Raw genomic sequence first — 26,013 nt, forward strand, 5'->3', positions numbered from 1 at the left:
ACTGCTCTTGACTACCGCGAACTACCACCGTCTCTTCACGAGTGAATCCGTCACCGAGGGCCACCCGGACAAGATCTGCGACGCCATCTCCGACGCCGTCCTCGACGACATCCTCCGTCAGGACCCGAAGGCCCGCGTGGCCGTGGAGACGCTGGTGACCACCGGCCAGGTCCACGTCGTCGGCGAGGTTTCCACGTCCGCGTACTCGAACATCGCGAAGATCGTGCGCCAGAAGCTCGTCGGCATTGGGTTCACCTCCTCCGAGGTCGGCTTCGACGGCAAGACCTGCGGCGTCAACATCGCCATCGGCGAGCAGTCCGACGAGATCGCCAACGGCGTGAGCTTCTCCCAGGAGCACCGCGAAGACCGCTCCACCGAGGAAAACGACCAGGCGGGCGCGGGCGACCAGGGCCTCATGTTCGGCTACGCCACCGACGAGACCCCCGAGTACATGCCGCTGCCCATCTCCACCGCTCACCGCCTCGCGCGCCGCCTCACCGAGGTGCGCAAGCTCGGCGAGGTGGTGGGCCTGCGCCCCGACGGCAAGACCCAGGTGACCTTCGCCTACGACGGCGACACCCCGGTCCACCTCGACACCGTCGTCGTGTCCACCCAGCACGACCCGAACTTCGCGGGCCAGGAGCTTTTCGACGCCGTCCGCGAGCACGTGGTTGAATGGGTCATCGCCGACGCCGGCCTCGAGCGCTTCTACGACGCCGAGACGAAGCTCCTGGTCAACCCGTCCGGCTCCTTCATCACTGGCGGACCGATGGGCGACGCCGGCCTGACGGGGCGCAAGATCATCGTCGACACCTACGGCGGCATGGCCCGACACGGCGGCGGCGCGTTTTCCGGCAAGGACCCCTCGAAGGTGGACCGCTCCGGCGCCTACGCGATGCGCTGGGTGGCCAAGAACGTCGTCGCCGCGGGCCTCGCCTCACGCGCCGAGATCCAGGTGGCCTACGCCATCGGCCGCGCCACCCCGGTCGGGCTGTACGTGGAGACCTTCGGCACCGCTGCCGAGGGCCAGACCAACGAGTCGATCCAGCACGCCGTGGAGAAGGTCTTCGACCTGCGCCCGGCGGCCATCATCAACGACCTCGACCTGCTGCGCCCGATCTACGGCCAGACCGCCGCCTACGGCCACTTCGGCCGCACGGACATCGACCTGCCGTGGGAGCGGCTCGACCGCGTGGACGACCTGCGCGCGGCGGCTGGCCTGAACTAGCCGGCGGGGCGGTGTCGGACGCCGCGATACAATCTGTGGCCATGTCGACCACCCCAGCAGCAGACGCGCCCGTCGCCCGCCTCCTCCCGCTGCTGGGGCTGTCGCACCTCGACCGGCCCTTCGACTACCTCGTCGCCGAGAAGGACTCGGCCGCCGCGCAGCCCGGCGTGCGCGTGCGCATCCGCTTCGCCGGCCGCCTCGTCGACGCCATCGTCCTGTCGCGCCACGCCACCTCGGAGCACGACGGCGAGCTGCGCTACATCGAGCGGGTCATCTCCCCCGAGGTGGTCGCGCCCGCGGCGCTGCGCTCGCTTGTCGACGCCCTCGCGGAGCGCTACGCCGGAACCCGCTCCGACATCTACCGCGCCGCCATCCCGGCGCGCCACGCGAAGGCCGAGGAGACCGACACGACCACCCCGTGGGAGGAGCTGGGCGAGGCGCAGGAGCCGGACCTGTCCGCCTGGACCTCCTACGAGTTCGGCGACTCCTTCGTCGACGCCGTCCTCGCTGGCAAGCTGGCTCGCGCCGCCTGGCAGGTCGCCCCCGGGGACGACTGGGCTGCCGCGGCGGCGGCGCTGTGCGCGAAGGTCGCGGTGGACGGCGGGGGCGCGCTCATTGTGGTGCCGGACCAGCGGGACGTCGACAGGTGCGAGGCTGCCCTGCGCGGGGTCGTCGGGGCCCGGCAGATCACCACGCTGACGGCGGCGCAGGGGCCGCAGGCGCGCTACTCGCGCTACCTCTCGGTGCTCCACGGGCAGGGCCGGCTGGTGGTGGGGACGCGCTCGGCGGCGTTCGCCCCGGTGGCCGACCTGCGCCTCATGGTGCTCATGCACGACGGAGATGACTCGCTCGTCGACCCCCGTGCCCCCTACGTCCACGCCCGGGAGGTGCTGACCACCCGGGCGGCGCTCGAGGGCGCCTGCCTGATCATCGGGGGCCACGCCCGTACGGCCGAGACGCAGCTGCTCGTCGAGTCGGGCTGGATGCACGAGCTCGTCGCCCCGCGCGAGGTGCTGCGCCAGCGGGCGCCCTACATCCGCGCGGCGGGCGACTCCGACTTAGAGCTCGAGCGCGACCCCCGAGCGCGCGAGGCGCGCCTGCCCTCCGCCGCCTTCCAGGCCGCCACTAAGTCGCTCGAGCGCGGCGCCCCGGTCCTCTTCCAGGTCCCCCGCACCGGTTACGTGCAGTCGCTCGCCTGCGGCAGCTGCCGCACCCCGGCCCGGTGCCGCTGGTGCAACGGCCCGCTCGGCCTGCCGCAGGGCGGGCCGGCGGCCGCCCCCGCGTGCCGCTGGTGCGGCCGCGTCGACTCGTCCCACGTGTGCGGGGTGTGCGGGTCGAAGAAGCTGCGGGCGGTGGTGCTCGGCACGGAGCGCACCGCGGAGGAGCTGGGGCGCGCCTTCCCGCGCACGAGGGTGCGCACGTCGTGGGGGGAGCGGATCCTCGACACGGTGCCGCGCGAGCCGCTCATCGTCGTCGCGACCCCGGGGGCCGAGCCGCGCGTCGAGTCCGGGGGCTACGGGGCCGCGGTGCTGCTGGACACCTGGGCGCTGCTGCGCCGCCAGGACCTGCGGGCGGTGGAGGACACCTTCGCCAAGTGGATGGGCGCGGCCTCTCTCGTCGATTCCCGCCTCGATTCCGGCGAGGTGATTGTGGTGGCGGAGCCCGCGCTGCCGCCGGTGCAGCACCTCATTCGCTGGGACCCCGTCAGCCAAGCGGCGGGGGAGCTGGCGCAGCGCCGCGAGGCCCGGTTCCCCCCGGCGGTGCACGTCGCGGTTGTCGACGCCCCCCGCGCCGCGCTGGAGGACTTCTTCGCGCACACCGAGCTTCCCGGCGACGCCGAGAAACTCGGGCCTGTCGACCTGCCGCCCGGCGAGGACCTGCCGGGGGAGTGGGACGAGCGCTCTTTCGGCCCGGCGCAGCGCATGCTGGTGCGCAGCCCCCTGGCCGGGCGCGCCGAGCTCGGCCGGGCGCTGCGGGCCGGGTCGGTGAGCCGGGCGACGCGCAAGCAGGATCTGCCGCTGCGGATCCAGGTCGACCCGGTCAACATCGGCTAGCCGGCACGCCCAGTACACTCTATGGGCATGGCAGTGCGCGAGATCAGGTTGTTCGGGGATCCGGTTCTGAATTCGGCGGCGGCGCCCGTGCGGGAGTTCGGGGAGCCGCTGCGCCGCCTCGTCGCCGACATGCTCGAGACGATGGACCACGCCGGCGGCGTGGGGCTGGCCGCCAACCAGATCGGCCTGGGGACGCGCGTGTTCGTGTTCGACTGCCAGGGCATGCGCGGGCACCTGGTCAACCCGCAGTGGCGCCCCCTCGGCGAGGACCTCCAGGTCGGCGCGGAGGGCTGCCTCTCCGTGCCGGGGGTCTCCGGGCCCGTCGCGCGCTACAACAGCGTCGTGGCCACGGGGTGCGACGCCGAGGGCCGCCCCCTCACGCTTCGCGCCACCGGCCTTCTGGCCCGCTGCATCCAGCACGAGACGGACCATCTCGACGGCATCATGTTCATGCGGCGCATGGTCCCCGAGGTGCGCAAGGAAGCGATGACGATGATCCGCAACGCGGACTGGTTTAAGGAGAAGTAGATGCGTCTGGTCTTCGCCGGCACCCCCGAACCCGCGGTGGTGGCCCTGCAGAAGCTCATTCATTCGGAGCACGAGGTTGTGGCCGTGCTCACCCGCCCCGACGCCCGGCGCGGCCGGGGCAGGACCCTGCACCCCTCGCCGGTCAAGGCGCTGGCCGAGGCCAACGGCATCGAGGTGCTCACGCCGGAGTCCCTGCGCGGCAACGAGGAGATCCGGGCCCGGCTCGCCGGCATCGCCCCGGACGCCATCCCCGTCGTCGCCTACGGCAACCTCATCCCCGAGGACATGCTGGACATCCCCCGCCACGGGTGGGTCAACCTGCACTTCTCCCTGCTCCCGCAGTGGCGCGGCGCGGCCCCGGTGCAGGCGGCGATCAAAAACGGCGACGTCACCACCGGCGCGACGACCTTCCGCATCGACCCCGGGCTCGACACCGGCGACATCCTCGGCACCGTCGGCGAGGACATCGGCCCGCGCGACACGGCCGACGACCTCCTCACTCGTCTCGCGCACGCCGGCGCGGGGCTGCTCGTGGACACGATGACAGCCCTCGAGACGGGGGCGGTCACCCCGGTGTCCCAGCCCGCCGAGGGCACGTACGCGCGCAAGATAACGCCCGCCGACGCCCAGGTGTCCTGGTCGCAGCCGGCCGTAGAGATCGACCGCGCCATCCGCGCCCACACCCCCGGGCCCGGCGCCTGGACGACGTGGGAGGGCCAGCGCGTCAAGCTCGGCCCCGTGGAGCCCACGGACGCCTCCGGCTCCGCCGGCCTCGGCCCGGGCGAGGTGCGCGCCGAGAAGAACGCCGTCTACGTCGGCACCGGCACGACCGAGGTGCGCCTGGGCACCGTCCAGCCGCCGGGCAAGAAAATGATGGACGCCGCCGCGTGGGCGCGCGGCCTCCACACAGACGTCATCGAACAGGGAGTGGTGTTCCAGTGAGCGGAGGGTTCAGGTCGCGCGCCGCCGGGCGCAGGCAGACGGCCACGCAACAGCGCCGGGCGGTGGACGCGCCGAAGAGCGCCGCCGGGCGCGGGGAGGTGCGGGAGAAGAGGGCGTCGATAGGCGACCCCGCCCGCGAGGTGGCGTGGGAGGTGCTCTACCGCGTCGCGGAGGACAACGCGTTTGCTAACCTCGTGCTGCCGAAGCTGTTGCGCGAGCGCCGCATCAAGGGGCGCGACGCCGCATTCGCCACCGAGCTGACCTACGGCGCGCTGCGCTCGCTGGGCGTGCTCGACGCCGTCATCGCCGACTGCTCCTCGCGCCCCCTCGACAGGATCGCCCCCGAGGTCCTTGCCGCGCTGCGGCTCGGGACCTACCAGCTGCTGTACACGCGCGTGGAGCCCCACGCGGCGGTGGACACCTCCGTGAGCCTCGTCGAGGCCGCCGGGCAGCCCAAGGCGACCGGCTTCGCCAACGGCATCCTGCGCACGATTTCGCGCACCCCGGCGCAGCAGTGGATGGACAGGCTCGCCCCGGCAGAACCGCTGGCCAACCTCGCCTTCCGCACCGCGCACCCCGAGTGGATTGCGCGCTCCTTCGCGCGCGTGCTCGGCGAGGGGGAGCTGGAGCACGCGCTCGCCGCCGACAGCGAGCGCCCCATCGTCCACCTCGTCGCCCGCCCCGGAGAGATCTCCGCCGAGGAGCTGGCGCTGATCACCGGCGGAGAGGAGGGCCGGTACTCGCCCTACGCCGTCTACCTCCCCGAGGGCGACCCCGGCCAGCTCGAGCCCGTGTGCGACGGGCTCGCCGCGGTGCAGGACGAGGGCTCGCAGCTCATCGCCCGCGCCGCCGCCACGGTGCCCGTGGAGGACGACCGGGGCCGCTGGCTGGACCTCTGCGCCGGCCCGGGAGGCAAGGCGGCGCTCATGGGCTCACTTGCGGCCATCGACGGGGCGCACGTCGACGCCATCGAGATCTCGGAGCACCGCGCGGAGCTGATCCGCAAGGCCGTCCGGGGCCTGCCCGTCACCGTCCGCACGGCCGACGGCCGCGACCCGGGCCTCGAGCCGGGCTACGACAGGGTGCTTGTCGACGCCCCCTGCTCCGGCCTCGGCGCCCTGCGGCGCCGCCCCGAGGCGCGCTGGACCAAGTCCGAGGGTGACATCGCCGGGCTGAACACGCTGCAGTCCGAGCTGCTCGCCTCCGCGATCCGGATGGCGAAGCCCGGCGGGGTCATCGTCTACTCGACGTGCTCGCCTGACGCGCGCGAGACGCGGGAGATCGTCGACGCGGCGCTGTCTGCCGGGGGCGTCGAGGAGCTCGACGCGCGGCAGTTCGTCGGCGGAATGGACAACGTCGGCGCCGGCCCGGCCGTGCAGATGTGGCCGCACCGCCACGGCACCGACGCGATGTTCCTCGCCGTGCTGCGGAAGATAGGCTAGGAGCCATGATCTACATCGCCCCCTCGATCCTCGCCGCGGACTACGCGGCCCTCGGCAATGACGTGCGCAAGGTGGGCAACGCCGACCTTCTGCACGTGGACATCATGGACGGGCACTTCGTGCCCAACCTGTCGTTCGGGCCGGACGTGACCAGGGCCGTCAACGGGGTGACCGAGCAGTTCCTCGACATGCACCTGATGATCGAGGAGCCCGAGCGCTGGTTCGAAGCGTACATCGACGCCGGCGGCGACCGCCTCGTCTTCCACGTCGAGGCGACCGACGACCACGTCGCCGCGGGCAGGCAGATCCGCGAGCTCGGGGCGCAGTCCGGGTTCGCCATCAAGCCGGGAACTTCGGTCGAGCCCTACCTGGACGACCTCGAGCACTTCGACGAGGTCATGGTCATGAGCGTCGAGCCGGGCTTCGGCGGGCAGAAGTTCATGCCGGAGGTGCTGGGCAAGGTCCTCACGCTGCGCGACCACATCAACGAGCGCGGCTTGGACACCCTCATCGGGATCGACGGCGGCATCGGCGCCGGCACCATCGCGGAGGCCGCCGCCGCGGGCGTGGACGCCTTCGTGGCCGGTTCCGCGGTCTTCGGCGCGGACAACCCGGCCGAGGCTGTCGACAACCTGCGCCGCCTCGCCGCCGAAGCGCGCGAGAGCTGAGCGTGACAGTGGGCATCCCGGAGGCCCTCGCCGCGGGCGAGGCGGTGCGTGGGGCGACCTCGCCCAACCCGCCCGTCGGCTGCGCCATCGTCGGCCCCGGGGGCGAGGTCATCGCCACCGGGGGCACCTCGCCCGCCGGCGGGCCCCACGCCGAGATCAACGCGCTGCGCGCCGCCGGGGACCGCGCCCGCGGCGCCACGGCGGTGGTCACGCTCGAGCCGTGCAACCACACCGGCCGCACCGGGCCCTGCTCCCACGCCCTGGCGGAGGCCGGGATCCGGAAGGTGGTCTACCTGACCGCCGACCCCAACCCGCAGGCGGCCGGCGGGGCCGACTACCTGCGCTCCCACGGAGTGGAGGTCACCTTCGCCCCGACCCGCGTCGACGCCCTGCAGCCGTGGCTGGCCTCGGTGCGCCACGGCCGCGTGTCCGTCACCGCCAAGTTCGCCGCGACCGTGGACGGGTTCACCGCCGCAGTCGACGGGACAAGCCAGTGGATCACGGGGTCCGCGGCGCGCGAGCACGTCCACGAGGACCGGGCGCTTCGCGACGCCATCCTCGTCGGCACCGGCACCGCCATCGCGGACAACCCCTCGCTGACGGCGCGCTACCCCGACGGAACGCTGCGGGAGCGGCAGCCGCGGCGGGTGGTCGTCGGTAAGCGGAAGGTGCCCGAAGGAAACCTCACGCGGCTGGGCTTCGAGCAGTACCCCACGCCGCAGGAGGCCCTCGACACCCTGTGGGAGCAGGGCGCGCGCGACGTGCTCGTGGAGGGCGGGGCGGGCCTGCTGACCAGCGTGGTCGAGCTGGGGGTCGTCGACCGCATCCAGGCCTACGTGGCGCCGCTGCTGCTCGGCGGCGGGCGCCCGGTGGTGCAGCGGGCGCTGGCGGGAACACTGGCGGACGCGCGGCGTTACACACTGGGCGGGGTTCGTACCCTGGGCGACGACGTTCTGATCGAATTGGAGAGGTAGATGTTTACGGGACTGGTGGAAGAGATCGGACGGGTCGAAAGGCTCGATGACCTGGGTGATTCGGTGCGCATCGCCATCGCGGCGCCGGTGGTGACCGCGGACGCGGCGCCGGGCGACTCGATCGCGGTGGACGGCGTGTGCCTGACGGTGGTCGACAACGCGGAAGGGGTCTTCACGGCGGACGTGATGCAGGAGACCCTCGACCGCTCGCGCCTCGGCGGCTACGGCGTCGGCGCCCGGGTCAACCTCGAGCGGGCGCTCGCCGCGGGCGCGCGCATGGGCGGGCACATCGTGCAGGGACACGTCGACGCCGTCGCGCAGCTGCTCAGCCGCACGCCCTCCGAGCACTGGGAGGTGCTGCGCTTCAGCCTCCCGGTGGAGCTGGCGCGCTATGTGGTGGAGAAGGGCTCCATCGCCGTCAACGGCACCTCGCTGACCGTCTCGGCCGTGGGCGGCGACTGGTTCGAGGTCTCGCTGATCCCCACCACCCTGCGCGACACGACGGCAGGCGGGCTCGCCGCGGGCGAGACCGTCAACGTCGAGGTGGACATCGTGGCCAAGTACGTCGAGAAAATGGTCGGGGACTAAGGTATTCAGCCATGACAGAGCCGATTTCCCTTGACCCGGTAGAGGACGCCATTTCCGCGATCGCGCGCGGTGAGGCCGTCGTTGTCGTCGACAACGAGGACCGGGAGAACGAGGGCGATCTCATCTTCGCCGCCGAGCTGGCCACCCCGGAGCTCGTCGCGTTCATGGTCCGCCACACCTCCGGCTACATCTGCGTGGCGATGGAGGACGCGCGCGCCGACGAGCTGCGGCTGCCGCCGATGGTGGCGCTGAACGAGGACGCGCGCTCGACCGCCTACACCGTGACCGTCGACGCGGCGACCGGCACCACGGGCATTTCGGCGCGCTCGCGCTGCGAGACGATCACCCGCCTCGCGGACCCGCAGTTCGGGGCGGACGACTTCACTCGCCCCGGCCACGTCGTGCCGCTGCGCGCCCGCCGCGGGGGCGTGCTCACTCGCGACGGGCACACCGAGGCCTCCGTCGACCTGAGCCGCCTCGCGGGCCTGTCGCACGTGGGCGTTCTGTGCGAGATCGTTTCCGAGTCCGACCCGACCGACATGGCCCGCGGCCCCGAGCTGCGCGCCTTCGCGGACAAGCACGGGCTGAAGATGATCTCCATCGAGCAGCTCATTGCTTACCGACGCCACACCGAGCGCTTCGTCGAGCGAACCGTGGTGACCCACCTGCCCACCGAGTTCGGCGACTTCGAGGCCCACGGCTACCGCAACACCGTCGACGGCACGGAGCACGTGGCCCTGGTCAAGGGCGACGTCGCCGGCGCCGAGGAGGTGCTCGTTCGGGTGCACTCCGAGTGCCTGACAGGTGACGTGTTCGGCTCGAAGCGCTGCGACTGCGGGCCGCAGCTGCACGAGTCCATGCGCCGCATCCAGGAGGCGGGCGCGGGCATCGTCGTCTACGTCCGGGGCCACGAGGGCCGGGGCATCGGCCTGCTGGCCAAGCTGCAGGCCTACCGGCTGCAGGACGAGGGGCTGGACACGGTGGACGCCAATCTGGAGCAGGGCCTGCCCGTCGACGCGCGCGAGTACTCGGTGGCGGGGCAGATCCTCGCGGACCTGGGCATCGAGTCGCTGCGGGTGATGTCGAACAACCCGGACAAGGTCAGGGCGCTGTCGGGTTACGGTCCGGAGGTGGCCGGGCGTGTCCGCATCGAAATCGCGCCCTCCCACGAGAACATCCGCTACCTTCGCACGAAGCGCGACCGAATGGGCCACGACCTGCCGTCCGTGGAGCACTGGCAGGACACCGCCGGCATCTGACGTAAAGGAGCACCTCGCCATGGCGACGCACGGAGCACCCCAGGGATACACCCTCAAGGCGGAGGGCATGACGGTGGCCGTCGTGTCCACCCGCTGGAACGCGCACATTGTGGAGCGGCTCCACCGACGCGCGCTCGAGAAGGCGCGCGAGCTCGGGGCGAAGGCGGACGAGTACCTCGTCGCCGGGGCGCTGGAGCTGCCGGTCGTCGCGCAGGCGTGCGCGCAGCGCTACGACGCCGTGGTGGCGCTGGGCTGTGTCATCCGCGGCGAGACCGCCCACTTCGACTACGTCTGCGATTCCGTCACGGCGGGGTTGACCCGCGTGGCGCTGGACGAGGGCACGCCCGTCGGCAACGGCGTGCTCACCGTGGAGGACGAGGACCAGGCCCTCGACCGCGCGGGCGGCGAGGGGGCCAAGGAGGACAAGGGCGCCGAGGCGCTCGAGGCGGCGCTCGGCGCCGCAGTCGAGCTGGCCAAGGTCGCCGCGGTGGGACCCGCGCAGGTTTAACTCCGCGGCCCCCGAAGGGCTAGTATCAACCAAAAGACTTAAGCCCGCGCGGCAGCGCGGAGATCGCGACCATGCGGGAAGAGACAATGCGGGAAGAAGGCGACGTGAGCGAGGGAAACAGGCTGAGCGACCGCGAACTGGAGTACCTGAACGCGGCCGACCCCCACGCCGTGGTCAGCGACAAGCCGTGGGAGCTCGAGATTGCCTCGCCGTTCCTGCGCCGCGTCGCAATCGGATGGGTCGTGCTCGTCATGGCCGTGCACATCTTCATGGCCGCCGTCCTGGACGTGCAGTTCACCGGGCTGACCATCACGGGCGTCGACAAGCTTGCGTTCCCCGGCGTCGGCCTCGTCATCAGTGTGCTGTCGTGGATCGCCCTGACGCGCCCGCGCGTGCGCGCGAACGAGGACGGCGTGGAGGTGCGCAACATCATCGGCACCCGCTTCTACCCGTGGCTGGTCATCTACGGGCTGTCCTTCCCGCGGGGTTCGCGCATGGCGCGCCTGGAGCTGCCGGAGTTCGAGTACGTGCCGCTGTGGGCGATCCAGTCCGGCGACAAGGAAAAGGCGCTCGAGTCGGTGGAGAAGTTCCGCCGCCTCGAGGCAAAGTACATGCCGGAGGACTAGGCCCGCCGTGGCGAACCCTGTTTCCTACCGCCCGGCGCCGGGGACGATCCCCACTGAGCCGGGCGTGTACAAGTTCCGCGACGCCAACGGCCGCGTGGTCTACGTGGGCAAGGCGAAAAACCTGCGGGCCCGGCTGAGCAACTACTTCCAGCCGCCCGCGCAGCTGCACCCGCGCACCCGGCAGATGGTGTTCACCGCGGCGTCAGTGGAGTGGACGGTGGTCTCTTCCGAGGTCGAGGCGCTGCAGCTCGAGTACACGTGGATCAAGCGCTTCGACCCGTGGTTCAACGTCATGTACCGCGACGACAAGACGTACCCGATGCTCGCGGTGAGCGTGGGGGAGCGCTTCCCCCGCGCGTTTTTCTACCGCGGCCCGCGCCGCAAGGGCGTGCGCTACTTCGGCCCGTTCTCCCACGCCTGGGCGGTGCGTGAAACCCTCGACCTGCTGACCCGTGTCTTCCCCATCCGGACGTGCTCCAACGGGGTGTACAACCGCCACGAGAGCCTCGGGCGGCCGTGTTTGCTCGGCTACATCGACAAGTGCTCCGCGCCGTGCGTGGGGCGTGTCGACGAGGCCGAGTACGACGAGATCGTGCAGGGCTTCCTCGCGTTCATGTCCGGCCGCACCGACCGCGTCGTGCGCGAGCTGACCCGCCGGATGAACGAGGCCGCCGAGAACCTCGAGTTCGAGAGGGCTGCGCGGCTTCGCGACGACCTCGGGGCCGTCAACAAGGTCATGGAGCGCCAGACCGTGGTGCTGGCCGAGGGGACGGACGCGGATGTGATCGCATTCGACACCGACGAACTGGAGGCCGCCGTGCAGATCTTCACGGTGCGCGACGGGCGCATCCGGGCCCAGCGCGGGTGGGTCGTGGAGAAAACCGGCGACGAGCCCGGCAGCCTCGAGCGCCTCGAGGAGGGCAGGGAAGACCCCGCGCTGCCGCTGCTCGTGCAGAACTTCCTCGTCCAGTACTACTCCGACGCCGTCGAGCGGGTGCGCCAGGAGGAGGCGGAGGACCGCGCCCTTCTGGAGAGCAAGGTGCGCCGCCGCGGGGTGGACCAGGAGTCGCACGCCGCCGCCCGCCCCGCCCTGCCCGTGCCCCGGGAGATCCTCGTGGAGGCGATGCCGGAGGAGCCCGAGGAGGTCACCGCGCTCCTCGAGAGCCTGCGCGGGGGGCCGGTCTCCGTGCGCGTGCCGCAACGCGGCGACAAGGCGGCGCTCATGGAGACGGTGCACCGCAACGCCGCGGAGGCGCTGCACCAGCACAAGCTGAAGCGCGTGGGGGACCTGACGGCCCGTTCGCAGGCGCTTCAGGACATCCAGGACGCGCTCGGCCTGGAGGAGGCGCCGCTGCGCATCGAGTGCACCGACATCTCGCACATCCAGGGCACGGACGTCGTCGCCTCGCTGGTCGTGTTCGAGGACGGGCTGCCCAAGAAGGGCGACTACCGGCGCTACCGGATTCGGGAGGCCGCGGGCGAGGGCCGCTCCGACGATGTCGGCTCGATCGCCGAGGTGACCCGGCGCCGCTTCCGGCGCTACAACGAGGACAAGCTGGCCACCCCGGATGAGGACGTTTTCGACGACGACCCCGACGTGGAGACCACGGGGACGAGGCGCTTCGCCTACCCGCCGCAGCTGTTCATCGTCGACGGCGGCAAGCCCCAGGTCAACGCGGCGCAGGCGGTGTTCGACGAGCTCGGCATCGTCGACGTCGCACTCGTCGGCCTGGCCAAGCGCCTCGAGGAGGTGTGGGTGCCCGACGACGACGAACCCGTCATCCTGCCGCGCAACTCCGAGGGCATGTACCTGCTGCAGCAGATTCGCGACGAGGCGCACCGCTTCGCCATCACCTACCACCGCCAGCAGCGCTCGAAGAGGATGCGCGCCTCCGCCCTCGACGGGGTGCCCGGGCTCGGCCCGGCGCGGCGCACCGACCTGGTCAAGCACTTCGGCAGCGTGAAGAAGATCCGCGAGGCCAGCCCGGAGGAGATCGAGCAGGTCAAGGGGATCGGCCCCAAGCTCGCTGAGACCATCTTCGAACACCTGCGCAACCAGTGATCGGGTGGGCGGGCCTTTGGCTAGGATGAGCGGTATGTCGCCCGATTCACCGATTCGCCCCGTCATCATCACAGGCATGTCCGGCGGCGGCCTGTCCACCGCCGCTAAGGTGTTCGAGGACAAGGGCTACTTCGTGGCCCAGAACCTGCCCCCGCAGATGATCCTCGAGCTCATCGACCTCGCCGGGGGAGACGATTCCCCCGTGGACCGGCTCGCCTTCGTCACCGACGTGCGCGCCCGGATGTTCAACGGCTCCCTCCTCGGCACGGTGAGCGAGGTCCGGGAGCGGGGGTACGCGCCCTTCGTCCTCTTCCTCGAGGCGCGTGACGACGTCCTGATCCGGCGCTTCGACAGCGTGCGACGCACGCACCCGCTGCAGGAGGGGGACACGCTGCAGGCCGGGATCGAGCGGGAGCGCGCCGAGCTCGCGGAGGTCCGCGACGCCGCCGACGTCATCATCGACACGTCCAACCTGTCCGTGCACGACCTGCGGCGGGCGGTGGAGGCGTCGATAGGCCAGCTCCCCGGAGACAAGCAGCACGTCACCGTCGAGTCCTTCGGCTTCAAGCACGGCTCGCCGCGTGACGCCGACATCATCCTCGACGTGCGCTTCCTGCCCAACCCCTACTGGATCGAGGGGCTGCGCAACTTCCGCGGGGTGGACGAGCCCGTCTCGGACTACGTGCTCTCGCAGCCGGGCGCCCGCGAGTTCGTGGACAACGTCGTCGCGCTGCTGCAGTCGATGCTCGGGGGCTACCGCCACGAGGGCAAGGACTTCATCACCGTCGGAATCGGCTGCACGGGGGGACACCATCGCTCCGTCGCTGTCTCGGAGGCTGTCGCGGCGAAGCTGCGGGAGTCCGGGGATGTCGACGTCAGCGTCCTGCACCGCGACCTCGAACGCCACTGACCACCCACCGACCCCCTGTAGGCCCACCATGAGTTCACTGACCTGTACCTGCCTCGGCGGAGGCCACGGCCTCTACCAGACGCTTCTGGCCGCGCGCTGCGCCCGGGCCGACGAGATCAACGCCGTCGTGACCGTCGCGGACGACGGGGGTTCCTCGGGGCGGCTGCGCCGCGAGATGGGCATCATCCCCCCGGGCGACCTGCGCATGGCCTTGGCCGCCCTGAGCAGCGAAGACGAAGAGGGCAGGCTGTGGCGCACGACGCTGCAGCACCGCTTCGGCGGGCACGGCGCGATGGCGGGCCACGCGCTGGGCAACCTGCTCATCGCCGCGCTGACAGAGGAGCTGGGCGGCATCCAGGAGGCCCTCGACACCATCGGGCGCTGGACGGGTTCCGCCGGCCGGGTGCTTCCGGTGTGCAACGAGCCTCTCGACATCGAGGCGGATGTCGCCGGGCTTGACGACGACCCCCGCGTCCTGCGTTCCGTGCGCGGACAGGTGGCCGTGGCCACCACGCCCGGCACCGTGCGGCGGGTGCGGCTATTGCCGGACAGGCCGCCGGTCAACCCGCTGGCCATCGAGGCGATCGCGAAGGCGGAGGTGGTGACCATCGGGCCCGGGTCGTGGTTCTCCTCGGTGATCCCCCACCTGCTCGTCCCGGACGTGGTGGACGCTCTCAACTCCACGGACGCGATGGTGGTCGTCCTGCTCAACCTGTCGCCGGAGGCGGGGGAGACCCAGGGTTTCACCACCGAACGCCACATCCACGTGCTCTCGCAGCACGCCCCCGAACTGAAGGTCGACTACTTCCTCGCGGACAACCACATCAGCCCGACGGAGGGGGAGCGGCGCCACCTGCGCCGCACGGCCGAGGGAGTCGGGGCGCGCGTCGCCTACCGCGACGTGCACGCCGAGGCTGTCGACGGGGTGGTCAACAGGCACGATCCGGCCAAGTTGGCAGCTGCCCTCCGGGACCTCTACAGCGGACGCTAGACTGGGCACGTTCATCCCGCGCGCGGGGCAGGTTGGCGGAGAGGCCGAGGAGGTAGGGCGGTGTCGCAGGTTTCACTCACCGCGAAGGTGAAGGACGAGCTTCTGCATGTCGACGTCACTTCGCTCGACGCCCGGGCCGCGGAGGCGGCCGCGCTGATCCGCTTCGCCGGTGAGTACGAGTCCACCCCCCGCGGTCTCGTCGTCGTGGCGAATTTCGGCGAACCGCCGGTCGCCCAGCGGCTGGCGACGACCCTGGAGGCCCTCGGAGTCCCCGCCGTCAGGATCGTGACCTTGACGCCGGGCACCGCGACGCGCGAAACCACCTACCAGGTTCGCGTCGAGCAGGGCGCCCGGGAGGCGGTGCGCCGCCTCAAGCTGGTCACCGCCTCCGGCCACCCCGTGGTCGGCCTGCCGCGCCAGGTCATCTCGGGCACGATCCTCGACGTCGAGGCAGCCTGGCGCGGCGCCTTCCTCGCACGCGGCACCCTGACCGAGCCGGGCCGCAGCTCCGCCCTCGAGGTGGCCAGCCCGTGCCAGGAGGCCGCGCTCGCGCTCGTCGGCCTGGCCCGCCGGCTCGGGGTCTCCGCCAAGACGAAGGAGACCCGCGGCGTGGAGCGGGTGCACATCCGCGACGGCGAGGCGATCGGCATCCTGCTGAGCAGGATGGGTGCGCCGCGCGCCCGGCTGGAGTGGGACGAGAAGCGCCGGACGAAGCAGCTGCGGACACGGACCGGCCAGAGGCTGGCGACCTTCGACGACGCCAACACACGCCGCTCGGCCCAGGCCGCCGCGGCCGCGGCGGCGCGCGTGGAACGGGCGATGGAGATCCTCGGCGACGACGTGCCCGAGCACCTGGCCGAGGCCGGGTTCCTCCGCGTGGAGTACCGCCACGCCTCCCTCGAGGAGCTGGGTCGCCTCGCCGACCCGCAGATGACCAAGGACGCCGTGGCGGGCCGCATCCGCAGGCTCCTCTCCCTGGCCGACAAGAGGGCCGAGGAGCTGGGGATTCCGGACACCCACGTCAACGCCGGCGCGCAACCGGACGGCGAGTGACGCAGCCCTGCCCGCTTTCGCGCTCCTGCGCGTTATCGGGCGCGTCGCTACACTGGGCCCCGACGAGCCCGAGGCTGGCTTCGAGCGGCTCCGCATACTTCGGGGGCGCCGGTGACGGCCGGACGGCTCGGTGATGAGAAGCAATCGCTCCACACATTAAGGAGAAAGTTAGTGACTACTCGCATCGGCATCAACGGTTTTGGACGCATCGGTCGCGCTAGCCTGCGCGTTATCCTGGACAAGTACCAGGACGAGCTCGAGGTGGTGAAGATCAACGACCTCACCGACAACGAGACCCTCGCACACCTGACCAAGTACGACACCGCTTTCGGCCCGCTCGGGCGCGAGGTTGAGCACGACGAGAACTCCATCACCATCGACGGCAAGCGCATCGAGGTCTCCTCCGAGAAGGACCCGGCGAACCTGGCCTGGGGCGAGGCCGGCGTAGACATCGTCCTCGAGTGCACGGGCAAGTTCCGCACCGGCGAGGACGCCAAGGCTCACATCGACGCGGGCGCGAAGAAGGTCATTATCTCCGCCCCGGGCAAGAACGTCGACGGCACCTACGTCTGGGGAGTCAACGACGACGACTACACGGGCGAGGAGACCATCATCTCCGCCGCGTCCTGCACCACCAACTCCCTCGCTCCGGTTGCGAAGGTCCTCGACGAGAAGTTCGGCATCCGCGACGGCCTGATGACCACCATCCACGCCTACACCGGCGACCAGCGCCTGCAGGACGCGCCGCACAAGGACCTGCGCCGCGCCCGCGCCGCAGCGCAGAACATCGTCCCGACGACCACCGGCGCCGCCAAGGCTGTGGGTCTCGTCCTGCCGAACCTGCAGGGCAAGCTCGACGGCTTCGCCATGCGCGTGCCCACCATCACGGGCTCGGCCACCGACCTCACCGTTCTGGTGGAGAAGGAGACCTCCGTGGAGGAGGTCAACGCGGCTCTCAAGGAGGCTGCCTCCGACCCGAAGTTCGGCCAGGCGATGCGCTACACCGAGGACCCGATCGTCTCCTCCGACATCATCGGCGCGCACGAGGGCGCGATCTTCGACGCCGGCATGACCAAGGTCATTGACGGCACGATGGTCAAGGTCATCTCCTGGTACGACAACGAGTGGGGCTACACCGAGCAGTACATCCGTATGACCAAGGTCGTCGCGGACAAGCTGGGCTAACCCCCGGTGGCGGCAACGCCGCTAAACTCGACCTGGTTGAACCAATCTGACTCCAAGGAGATTTCGATGGCCCTGAACACCCTCCAGCAGCTTCTCGACGAAGGCGTCGACGGCCGCCACGTGCTGGTCCGCTCGGACTTCAACGTTCCCCTCGACGACGAGGGCAACATCACCGACGCGGGCCGCATCGACGCCTCGCTGCCGACGCTCAAGGCGCTCCTCGAGGGGGGTGCGAAGGTCATCGTCATGGCTCACCTGGGTCGCCCGAAGGGCGAGGTAAAGCCCGAATTCTCCCTGCGCCCGGTCGCCGAGGCCCTGTCCGAGCGCCTCGGCCAGTTCGTCGCCCTCGCCGGCGATGTCAGCGGTGAGGACGCCCACGAGCGGGCCAACGGCCTGACCGAGGGCGAAATCCTCCTGCTCGAAAACGTTCGCTTCGACGCCCGCGAGACCTCCAAGGACGACGCGGAGCGCGCGGCTTTCGCCAAGGAGCTGGCCGCCCTCGCCGCCGACAACGGCGCGTTCGTCTCCGACGGCTTCGGCGTCGTGCACCGCAAGCAGGCCTCCGTCTACGACGTCGCCCGCGAACTGCCGGCCTACGCGGGCTACCTCGTGGAGAAGGAGGTCGAGACCCTCAGCAGTGTGAAGGATGCCCCGAACCACCCGTACGTCGTGGTGCTCGGCGGCTCGAAGGTCTCCGACAAGCTCGGGGTGATCGAGGCCCTGGCGGAGAAGGCCGACAAGGTCATCATCGGCGGCGGCATGTGCTACACCTTCCTCGCGGCGCAGGGTCACAACGTGCAGAAGTCCCTGCTGCAGGAGGACATGGTGGAGACGTGCTCCCAGCTCATCGATCGCTACGGCGACAAGCTGGTCCTGCCGACCGACCTGGCCGTCGCGCCGGAGTTCGACAAGAACGCAGAGAAGAAGATCGTCGGCCTCGACGGCATCCCGGAGGGCTGGATGTCCCTGGACATCGGCCCCGAGACCGCCCAGGCCTACGCCGCGGCGGTGAAGGACTCCAAGACCGTGTTCTGGAACGGCCCGATGGGCGTGTTCGAGTTCCCCGCCTTCGCGGACGGCACGAAGGCAGTCGCCGAGGCGATGATCGCCGCGACCCGCGAGAACGACTCCTTCACCGTCGTCGGCGGCGGCGACTCCGCCGCCTCCGTCCGCACGCTCGGCCTGGACGAGTCCGGCTTCTCCCACATCTCCACCGGCGGCGGCGCCTCGCTCGAGCTCATCGAGGGCAAGAACCTGCCCGGCGTCAGCGTCGTCAGCAAGTAGGGGGAGGGCGGAACCCATGGCACGCACCCCCCTCATCGCCGGCAACTGGAAGATGAACCACGATCACCTCGAGGCCATCTCCACCGCGCAGCGCTTCGCCTTCGCCTTCCCGAAGGAGGGCTACGAGCTCGTCGACGTCGCCTTCGTGGTGCCGTTCACCGACCTGCGTTCGGTGCAGACATTGGTGGAGGGCGACAAGCTGCAGTTCACGTTCGGTGCCCAGGACGTCAGCGAGCACGACAACGGCGCCTACACCGGCGACATTTCTGCGGCGATGCTCGAGAAGCTCGGCTGCACCTGGGTTGTGGTCGGGCACTCCGAGCGCCGCGAGTACCACGGAGAGGACAACGCGACGGTCGCCGCCAAGGCCAATAAGGCGCTAGCGCACGGCATCAGCCCGATCGTTTGCGTCGGCGAGCCGCTCGAGGTCCGCGAGAAGGGTGAGCACGTCGAATACGTCGTCGCCCAGGCCCGCGAATCCCTGGCGGGACTCGACCGCGACGAGCTGGCCCGCACCGTGGTCGCCTACGAGCCCGTCTGGGCGATCGGCACTGGCAAGGTGGCCTCGGCAGCCGACGCCCAGGAGGTGTGCCACGCCATCCGCGGGCTCCTCGCCGAGCTTGCCGACGACAGCACCGCCGGCGCAATGCGAATCCTCTACGGCGGCTCGGTGAAGACCGAGACGATCGGGGAGATCCTCGCGGAGGCCGACGTCGACGGCGGCCTTGTCGGCGGAGCTTCCCTGGACGGCCAGGAGTTTGCCCGCCTCGCGGCGGCCGCAGCGAACGCGGTCAGGTAGCGCGTCACCACGCCCCGCCTCGCGGGGCGTGGTGTAGAGTTATCAAGGTTAAGCTTTACGAAGAAAGTGGAGGAACGCCCCTCATGGTCCTGACCCTCGAGATCATCCTCGTGATCGCCTCTGTGCTGATGTCGCTCTTCGTTCTCCTGCACAAGGGCAAGGGCGGGGGCCTGTCCAGCCTCTTCGGCGGCGGCGTGCAGTCGAACCTCTCCGGCTCGACGATCGTGGAGAAGAACCTCGACCGCTACACCATCGTCATCGCGGTCATCTGGATCACCTGCATCATCGGCTTGAACCTGGCGCAGTCCTTCGCGGTGTAGGCAGCAAGGCGCTGAGAGCCTCCCCACCGGGGAGGCTCTTTTTTATTGCCCGATCCGCCCGGCCGCGTCCTCCGTGACGAAGAGTCGCGTCTCTCTGCTTCCGCGGGCACCCGCCGCGGGCCACTCCCGTGTATCGGACCCGGCGGCGACGTGCGCGGCCGCCTCCGCCTTCTCCGCACCCGAGACGAGCAGCCAGACCCGCTCCGCGCGGTGGACGGCCGGAAGCGTGAGGGTGGCGCGCTCGGCCGGGGGCTTCGGCGAGTCGGTCACCGCCACGACCAGGCGGTCCGCCTCGGCTGTGGCGGCGGCGTGGGGGAACAGGGAGTTGACGTGGCCCTCGCCGCCCATTCCGAGCAGGTGGAGGTCGAAACCGCGCGGCGCGGTGGTGTTCAGCACCGACTCGTAGCCGCGCACGGCCTCCGCCATGTCGCCTCCGGTAAGGCCGTAGCCGTGGACGCGCTCCGGGGGGATCGGGACGCCATCGAGCAGCGCCTCGCGGGCCTGGCCCTCGTTGGAGTCCGGGTGGGTGACGGGGACGTTGCGCTCGTCGCCGAAGTAGACGTGGACGCGCGACCAGTCGACCTGGCGGGCGGAAAGTTCGCGCAGCAGGGCGATGCCCGCGCCGCCGCCGGTGAGGACCAGCCGCGCCATACCGTCGCCGTTCACCCCGCCCGCGGGGTCCGCGTGGATCGCGGCGAGGGTGGCGGTGAGGCGGTCGGCGGTGGCGTCGACAAGCGCTGCGAGGTTGGGGAAGCGCGAAACGGTGACCATGGGGTTCCTCCTTGCGGGGCTAACCCGCCGTGATGTGGACCAGACCCGCGAGAGCGCGGGCGTAGGCGGTGTCGGGGTCGAGGTGACGCAGCTCCTCGGCGAGGCACTCCGCGTCCGTGCGCGCGGTCATGGCGACGTAGGAGTCGGGCAGCCCCGGGGACGAGATTCGCACGCTGCGCTCGTCGACGACCGTGACCGCGATGATCCCGTCGGAGCGGGTGATGCTCAGCTCGGTAATGGGCACGTTCTGGATGATCGCGCAGGGTTCCTCGGCGGGCAGCCGGACGACGTCGACGTCCAGGCAGCTGGCGAGCCAGCCGGCGGCGATGTCGACGGCCGGGTTGTCCACCGGACCCGTGATGCGCGCCGACAGGATCGTGGCGCCCGGGTTGCGGTCCAGTGCCGAGGCGACAATGCCGCGCCACAGGGTGATGCGCGACCACATCATGTCGGAGTCGCCGGGGGTGTAGCCGCTGCTCAGGCGCAGCAAGGTGTTGCCGGAGAGATCGCGGCGGGCGTTCGTAATGCGCCGCTGCGCGAAGACGCCCAGCTGCGATCGCGCGGGGACCTTCGGCGCGGCGGTCGGCCACCACGCCACGATGGGGGTGTCCGGAAGCAGCAGCGGGGTGACCACCGAATCCAGGTGGTGGACAAGGTCGCCGCGCAGGTGCATGACCACCATCTCGGAGGCGCCCTCCTCGGCGGTGAGCACGACCTCCGCGTCGAGGGAAGTGGGGGCGTCGGCGTCGCCGCGCACGATGACGAGCACGCGGGCGGGGTGCTCGCGGGTGGCTTCGCGCACGGACAGGAGGATCGAGTCGAGGTCGTCGTCAGCAGAGGCCTCGACGAGGAGGGTGAGCACGCGCCCGGTGGCGAGCGAGAACAGCTCCTGCCCGTTGACGAGGGAGGAGGCGATCTCGGAGGTGGAGGTGTCGGTCAGGGTGATGTTCATCGGGGAAATCCTTTCCGTCTACGGGCGGCGCCAGACGCGCCCGTCGGCCTCGAGCATGCGGTCGGCGGACTCGGGCCCCCAGGTGCCGGCGGCGTACTCGTCGGGCCTTCCGTTTTCCGCCCAGTAGTCGAGGATCGGGTCGAGGATCTCCCAGCTGTACTCGACCTCCTCGTTGGTGGGGAAGAGGCTGGACTCGTCGAGTAGGGCGTCGAGGATGAGCCGCTCGTAGGCCTCCGGGGACTTCTCGGTGAAGGCCTCGGAGTAGGAGAAGTTCATGTTCACGTCTCGCACCTCGAGCGCGGAGCCGGGGACCTTGGAACCGAAGCGCATGAGCACGCCCTCGTCCGGCTGGATGCGCAGGACCACCGCGTTGTTGGTCAGCGACTCCGTCTGGCCCGGCTGGAAGGGCTGGTAGGGCGGGCGCTTGAGCACGAGGGCGATCTCGGTCACGCGCCTGCCGAGGCGCTTGCCGGTGCGCAGGTAGAACGGCACGCCCGCCCAGCGGCGGGTGTTGATCTGCAGCGTGCAGGCGGCGAAGGTCTCGGTGGTGGAGTCCGGGTCGAAGCCCTCCTCCTCCCGCAGGCCGACGACCTTTTCCGAGCCCTGCCAGCCGGCGGTGTACTGCCCGCGCGCGGTGGTGCGGTCGAAGGGCTCGACGGGGTAGGTCGCCCGGAGCACCTTGATCTTCTCGGCCTTGAGCTGGCGGGGGGAAAACGACGCCGGCTCCTCCATCGCGACCAGCGCCATGAGCTGGATGAGGTGGTTCTGGATGACGTCGCGCGCGGCGCCGATGCCGTCGTAGTAGCCGGCTCGGCCGCCGAGGCCGATGTCCTCGGCCATGGTGATCTGGACGTGGTCGATGTAGTTGGCGTTCCAGATCGGCTCGAAGAGCTGGTTGGCGAAGCGCAGCGCGAGGATGTTCTGCACCGTCTCCTTGCCCAGGTAGTGGTCGATGCGGAACACCGAGCGCTCCGGGAAGACCTGGTTGACCACCTCGTTGAGCTCCCGGGCGGTGGCTGCGTCGTGGCCGAAGGGTTTCTCGATGACCACGCGGCGCCACTGCCCGTCTTCCGGGGTGGCCATGCCGCAGCGGTCGAGCTGGTGGATGACATCCGAGAAGTAGTCCGGGGGAACAGAGAGGTAGTAGGCCCAGTTCCCGGCGGTGCCGCGGGTGGCGTCCATCTCGCGGAGCAGCTCCGCGAGCGAGTCGAAGGCCTGGTCGTCGTTGAAGGCGCCCCGGACGAAGTGCATGCCCTCCGCGAGGCGCTCCCAGACGTTGTCGTTGAAGCGCGTGCGCGCGCCCTTCTCGACGGCACCGCGGACGTAGTCCTCGAAGTCGCGCTTCGACCACTCGCGCCGGCCAAACCCGATGAGGGTGAAGCCGGCGGGAAGCAGCCCGCGGTTGGCCAGGTCGTAGATGGCGGGGAGGAGCTTCTTGCGGGCCAGGTCGCCTGTCACCCCGAAGATGACGAGCCCTGAGGGCCCGGCGATGCGGGGCAGCCGGGTGTCGTCTGCCTGGCGCAGGGGGTTGAGCGGTTGCTGCTCGCGTGCGGCGGCGTTGGCCACGTGGTCACCTTTCGGGGTTCGGCGGGTTGTTTTAGCGCAGGTTCTCGAGCATGGATTCGAGGAGTTCCTGCCACGCGTCGACGAACTTGTCGACGCCCTCGCGCTCCAGTACCCGCACGACGTCGTCGAGGTCGACACCCACGGACTCCAGGCGGTCGAAGACCTCCCGGGCCTCGCCCGCGAAGCCGGTGAGGGTGTCACCGTGCAGCCCGCCGAGCTCGAGGACGGCGTCAAGGGTGGCTTCGGGCATCGTGTTGACGGTGTGGGGCCCGGCGAGCTCGGTGACGTACATCGTCGCCGGGTACTCCGGGTTCTTCACGCCTGTCGACGCCCACAGCGGGCGCTGCCGGTGCGCCCCGGCGGGCAGGTCCGGCTCGACCTGGAACTCATCGAGGAAGAGCTGGTAGGCGAGGCGCGCGTTGGCGATGCCCGCCTTGCCGCGCAGGGCCAGCGCCTCCTCGGTGCCGATGGCCTCGAGGCGCTTGTCCACCTCGGTGTCCATCCGCGAGACGAAAAAGGAGGCGACGGAGTGGATGGTGGAGACGTCGCGGCCGGCCTCCAGGGCGCGGCGGATGCCCTCCTTGTACGCCTCGATGACCTGCTTGTAGCGGTCCACCGAGAAGATCAGCGTGACGTTGACGGAGATGCCCTCCGCGAGCGCCGCGGTGATCGCGGGCAGCGACTCGTCGGTGGCGGGGATCTTGATCATCACGTTCTCGCGGTCGACTAGGCGCCACAGCTCCTTGGCCTGCTCGACGGTGCGCTGCTCGTCGGCGGCGTAGCGGGGGTCGACCTCGATGGAGACGCGCCCGTCGCGCCCGTCAGTGCGGGCGAAGACGTCGGCGAACAGGTCGCAGGCGTCCTGGACGTCCTTGATGCTCATGGCGTAGACGGCCTCGTCGACGTTGGAGCCCGCGGCCTTCAGCTCGGCGAGTTGGACGTCGTAAGCATTGCCTCCCGACATTGCCTTGGCGAAGATGGCGGGGTTCGTGGTCACGCCGACGATGGACTTTGCCGCCCGGATCTCGTCGAGGTTGCCGCTGGTGATGCGGTCGCGGGAGAGATCGTCGAGCCAGGTGGAGGTGCCGATCTCGGCGAGTTCGTCAATATAGGTCATGGTGGATCCTTCTTCGCTTAAGAGTTGCGGACCGACTCGAGGGATGCGCGGGCGGCGTCGAGCACGTTCTCCGTGGTGAAGCCGAAGCGCTCGAACAGCTCGCTGCCCGGGGCGGAGGCGCCGAAGTGCTGGAGCGAGACGTTGCGGCCGTGGTCGCCGGTGAAGCGGTGCCACGGCATGGCGATGCCCGCCTCGACCGAGACGCGCGCCTTGACCTCGCTCGGCAGGACGGACTCGATGTAATCCTCCTCCTGCTCGAGGAACCACTCGATGGAGGGGAAGGAGACGACGCGCGCCGCAGTTCCCTCGGCCTCGAGCTGCTTCGCAGCCTCGACGGCGTACTGGACCTCGGAGCCCGTGGCCATGAGGATGACGTCCGGGGTGGCCTTCGACGACTCGACCAGGACGTAGGCACCGCGGGCGACGCCCTCGAAGGCCTTCTCCTTCGTGCCCTCGAGGACGGGGAGGTTCTGGCGGGACAGGGCGAGGATCTTCGGCTGCTCGCGGCCCTCCAGCGCCGCCTTCCACGCGGCGGAGGTCTCGTTGGCGTCCGCCGGGCGGATCACGGCGAGGTCCGGGATGGCGCGCAGGGCGGTGAGGGTCTCCACGGGCTGGTGCGTCGGGCCGTCCTCGCCGAGGCCGATGGAGTCGTGGGTGAACACGTAGTAGCCGTCGATGCCGGACAGCGCCGCGACGCGGATGGCGGGGTAGAGGTACTCGGAGAAGATGAGGAAGGTGCCGCCGTAGACGCGGGTGCCGCCGTGCAGCGCGATGCCGTTCATGATCGAACCCATGGCGTGCTCGCGGATGCCGAAGTGCAGGTTGCGGCCGTAGGGCTGCGCGGAGAACATGTCCGTGGTGATGGCCTCGGGGCCGAAGGAGTCGGCCCCCTTGACCAGGGTGTTGTTGGACCCGGCGAGGTCGGCGGAGCCGCCCCACAACTCGGGCAGCGCCGCGGCGGCTGCCTGGATGGCGGCCTCGGAGGCCTTGCGGGTGGCCAGGCCCTTGGGGTCCGCGTCCCAGGTGGGGAAGTCGGCGGCCCAGTTCTCCGGCAGCTGGCGGGCCGTGAGCCGCTCCAGCAGAGCCTTGTTCTCGGGCTTGCGCTCGGCCCAGGCGGCGAACTTCTCGTCCCAGGCGGCGCGCTTGGCGGCACCGCGCTCGACGAGCTTGCGGGTGTGGGCGATGACCTCGTCCTCGACGGGGAAGGCGACCTCGGGGTCGAAGCCGAGCTCCTGCTTCACCAGCTTGATTTCCTCGGCGCCGAGGGCCGCGCCGTGGATGGCGCCGGTGTTCTGCAGGTTCGGGGCGGGGTAGCCGATGACGGTCTTGACGCGGATGATCGTCGGGCGCGACGTGTCGGCCTTGGCCTCGGCGACGGCGGCCTCGATGGCGACGACATCCTCGCCGGACTCGACGGTGAGCGTCTGCCAGCCGTAGGCCTCGTAGCGCTTCATCACGTCCTCGGTGAACGCGATCTGGGTGTTGTCCTCGATGGAGATGCGGTTGTCGTCCCAGAACAGGATGAGGTTGCCCAGCTGCTGGGTGCCCGCGAGCGAGGACGCCTCGGCGGTCACGCCCTCCTGGAGGCAGCCGTCGCCGGCGACGACGTAGATGAAGTGGTCGAACGGGGACTCGCCCGGGGCGGCCTCGGGGTCGTAGAGCCCGCGCTCGCGGCGCGCCGCCATCGCCATGCCGACGGCGGAGGCGAGGCCCTGGCCGAGCGGGCCGGTGGTGATCTCCACGTGGGCGGTGTGGTTGTACTCGGGGTGGCCCGGGGTCTTGGAGCCCCAGGTGCGCAGTGCCTTGAGGTCCTCGATCTCAAGACCGAGACCGCCCAGGTAGAGCTGGATGTACTGGGTTAGGGAGGAGTGCCCGTTGGAGAGGACGAAACGGTCGCGGCCGACCCAGTGCGGGTCGCGCGGGTCGATGTCCATCACGCGCTGGTAGAGGGTGTAGGCCAGCGGGGCGAGCGACATCGCGGTGCCGGGGTGGCCGGAGCCGCAGTTCTCCACGGCGTCGGCAGCGAGGACTCGGACGGTGTCTACCGCGCGAGTGTCGGTGTCGGTCCAGTCGTCCGGGTAGTTGCGGACGGTCATGGCTTCGAGTTCGGGAGAAAGAGTCAAAGTTTCCTCGCTTTGGTGTGGCTTCGTTCAGCGCGGGCGCGTGTACGCACCAAGCCTAACCGT

At 70.5% G+C, this 26,013-nt stretch carries 24 protein-coding genes; 19 read left to right on the forward strand and 5 right to left on the reverse strand.

Annotation, left to right across the window (positions count from 1 at the left end; genetic code table 11):
- The first annotated feature begins 7 nt into the window (after nt 1-7).
- The 19 genes from metK to secG all read left to right on the forward strand — a co-directional run bounded on the left by metK (nt 8) and on the right by secG (nt 19,421).
- On the forward strand, nt 8-1,228 hold the full coding sequence (gene metK / locus DYZ02_RS00780) for a methionine adenosyltransferase (RefSeq protein ID WP_115684562.1): 1,221 nt from the start codon (nt 8-10) through the stop codon (nt 1,226-1,228).
- 35 nt (nt 1,229-1,263) lie between these two features.
- Nucleotides 1,264-3,282, forward strand: a complete 2,019-nt coding sequence (locus DYZ02_RS00785) for a primosomal protein N' (protein ID WP_181896854.1) — start codon at nt 1,264-1,266, stop codon at nt 3,280-3,282.
- Between the two features lie 27 nt (nt 3,283-3,309).
- Nucleotides 3,310-3,810 carry a peptide deformylase gene (def, locus tag DYZ02_RS00790; RefSeq protein ID WP_115686303.1) on the forward strand — a complete coding sequence of 167 codons (501 nt, stop codon included), beginning with the start codon at nt 3,310-3,312 and terminating at the stop codon, nt 3,808-3,810.
- Nucleotides 3,811-4,752 (forward strand): methionyl-tRNA formyltransferase, encoded by a 942-nt coding sequence (fmt, locus tag DYZ02_RS00795; protein WP_115684564.1) that lies wholly within the window; start codon nt 3,811-3,813, stop codon nt 4,750-4,752.
- Entirely contained in the window at nt 4,749-6,194 is a 1,446-nt protein-coding gene (locus DYZ02_RS00800; protein ID WP_115684565.1) for an RsmB/NOP family class I SAM-dependent RNA methyltransferase, read from the forward strand. The genes fmt and DYZ02_RS00800 overlap by 4 nt, the downstream gene beginning before the upstream one ends.
- A gap of 5 nt (nt 6,195-6,199) precedes the next feature.
- Complete coding sequence (rpe, locus tag DYZ02_RS00805) at nt 6,200-6,862, forward strand: ribulose-phosphate 3-epimerase (protein ID WP_115684566.1); 663 nt, start codon at nt 6,200-6,202, stop codon at nt 6,860-6,862.
- A gap of 2 nt (nt 6,863-6,864) precedes the next feature.
- Nucleotides 6,865-7,836 (forward strand): bifunctional diaminohydroxyphosphoribosylaminopyrimidine deaminase/5-amino-6-(5-phosphoribosylamino)uracil reductase RibD, encoded by a 972-nt coding sequence (gene ribD / locus DYZ02_RS00810; RefSeq protein ID WP_115684567.1) that lies wholly within the window; start codon nt 6,865-6,867, stop codon nt 7,834-7,836.
- Nucleotides 7,837-8,424, forward strand: coding sequence for a riboflavin synthase (locus tag DYZ02_RS00815; protein WP_115684568.1), 588 nt, complete (start codon nt 7,837-7,839; stop codon nt 8,422-8,424). It abuts the gene before it with no gap.
- Nucleotides 8,425-8,435: 11 nt separating this feature from the next.
- A complete protein-coding gene (locus tag DYZ02_RS00820) occupies nt 8,436-9,683 on the forward strand; it encodes a bifunctional 3,4-dihydroxy-2-butanone-4-phosphate synthase/GTP cyclohydrolase II (RefSeq protein WP_115684569.1) in 1,248 nt (415 codons plus the stop codon).
- A 19-nt stretch (nt 9,684-9,702) separates the two neighbouring features.
- Nucleotides 9,703-10,191 carry a 6,7-dimethyl-8-ribityllumazine synthase gene (gene ribH, locus DYZ02_RS00825; protein WP_115684570.1) on the forward strand — a complete coding sequence of 163 codons (489 nt, stop codon included), beginning with the start codon at nt 9,703-9,705 and terminating at the stop codon, nt 10,189-10,191.
- Nucleotides 10,192-10,277: 86 nt separating this feature from the next.
- On the forward strand, nt 10,278-10,817 hold the full coding sequence (locus DYZ02_RS00830) for a PH domain-containing protein (protein ID WP_425451029.1): 540 nt from the start codon (nt 10,278-10,280) through the stop codon (nt 10,815-10,817).
- Nucleotides 10,818-10,824: 7 nt separating this feature from the next.
- Entirely contained in the window at nt 10,825-12,879 is a 2,055-nt protein-coding gene (gene uvrC, locus DYZ02_RS00835; RefSeq protein WP_115684572.1) for an excinuclease ABC subunit UvrC, read from the forward strand.
- Nucleotides 12,880-12,904: 25 nt separating this feature from the next.
- Nucleotides 12,905-13,789: an RNase adapter RapZ gene (gene rapZ / locus DYZ02_RS00840; protein ID WP_115684573.1), complete on the forward strand. Its 885-nt coding sequence runs from the start codon at nt 12,905-12,907 to the stop codon at nt 13,787-13,789.
- Nucleotides 13,790-13,817: 28 nt separating this feature from the next.
- Nucleotides 13,818-14,780 (forward strand): gluconeogenesis factor YvcK family protein, encoded by a 963-nt coding sequence (locus DYZ02_RS00845; protein ID WP_181896855.1) that lies wholly within the window; start codon nt 13,818-13,820, stop codon nt 14,778-14,780.
- Nucleotides 14,781-14,840: 60 nt separating this feature from the next.
- Entirely contained in the window at nt 14,841-15,833 is a 993-nt protein-coding gene (gene whiA, locus DYZ02_RS00850) for a DNA-binding protein WhiA (protein ID WP_115684575.1), read from the forward strand.
- Between the two features lie 171 nt (nt 15,834-16,004).
- On the forward strand, nt 16,005-17,018 hold the full coding sequence (gene gap / locus DYZ02_RS00855) for a type I glyceraldehyde-3-phosphate dehydrogenase (protein ID WP_115684576.1): 1,014 nt from the start codon (nt 16,005-16,007) through the stop codon (nt 17,016-17,018).
- Nucleotides 17,019-17,084: 66 nt separating this feature from the next.
- Nucleotides 17,085-18,302, forward strand: a complete 1,218-nt coding sequence (locus DYZ02_RS00860) for a phosphoglycerate kinase (RefSeq protein ID WP_115684577.1) — start codon at nt 17,085-17,087, stop codon at nt 18,300-18,302.
- A 16-nt stretch (nt 18,303-18,318) separates the two neighbouring features.
- On the forward strand, nt 18,319-19,101 hold the full coding sequence (tpiA, locus tag DYZ02_RS00865) for a triose-phosphate isomerase (protein ID WP_115684578.1): 783 nt from the start codon (nt 18,319-18,321) through the stop codon (nt 19,099-19,101).
- Nucleotides 19,102-19,184: 83 nt separating this feature from the next.
- Nucleotides 19,185-19,421 carry a preprotein translocase subunit SecG gene (gene secG, locus DYZ02_RS00870; protein ID WP_115684579.1) on the forward strand — a complete coding sequence of 79 codons (237 nt, stop codon included), beginning with the start codon at nt 19,185-19,187 and terminating at the stop codon, nt 19,419-19,421.
- A 42-nt stretch (nt 19,422-19,463) separates the two neighbouring features.
- On the opposite strand, the gene pgl is transcribed toward secG, so the two are convergent.
- From pgl to tkt, 5 genes are read right to left on the reverse strand one after another with little or no spacing between them, the layout of a single operon-like run.
- On the reverse strand, nt 19,464-20,192 hold the full coding sequence (pgl, locus tag DYZ02_RS00875) for a 6-phosphogluconolactonase (RefSeq protein WP_115684580.1): 729 nt from the start codon (nt 20,190-20,192) through the stop codon (nt 19,464-19,466).
- Nucleotides 20,193-20,211: 19 nt separating this feature from the next.
- Nucleotides 20,212-21,144 (reverse strand): glucose-6-phosphate dehydrogenase assembly protein OpcA, encoded by a 933-nt coding sequence (locus DYZ02_RS00880; RefSeq protein WP_115684581.1) that lies wholly within the window; start codon nt 21,142-21,144, stop codon nt 20,212-20,214.
- Between the two features lie 18 nt (nt 21,145-21,162).
- A complete protein-coding gene (zwf, locus tag DYZ02_RS00885) occupies nt 21,163-22,710 on the reverse strand; it encodes a glucose-6-phosphate dehydrogenase (RefSeq protein WP_115684582.1) in 1,548 nt (515 codons plus the stop codon).
- 31 nt (nt 22,711-22,741) lie between these two features.
- On the reverse strand, nt 22,742-23,827 hold the full coding sequence (gene tal / locus DYZ02_RS00890; protein ID WP_115684583.1) for a transaldolase: 1,086 nt from the start codon (nt 23,825-23,827) through the stop codon (nt 22,742-22,744).
- Between the two features lie 17 nt (nt 23,828-23,844).
- Nucleotides 23,845-25,923, reverse strand: a complete 2,079-nt coding sequence (tkt, locus tag DYZ02_RS00895) for a transketolase (protein WP_115684584.1) — start codon at nt 25,921-25,923, stop codon at nt 23,845-23,847.
- Between the last annotated feature and the right edge of the window lie 90 nt (nt 25,924-26,013).

The sequence above is a fragment of the Corynebacterium senegalense genome (genome assembly GCF_900411315.1).
GTDB classification, from domain to species: Bacteria; Actinomycetota; Actinomycetes; order Mycobacteriales; family Mycobacteriaceae; genus Corynebacterium; species Corynebacterium senegalense.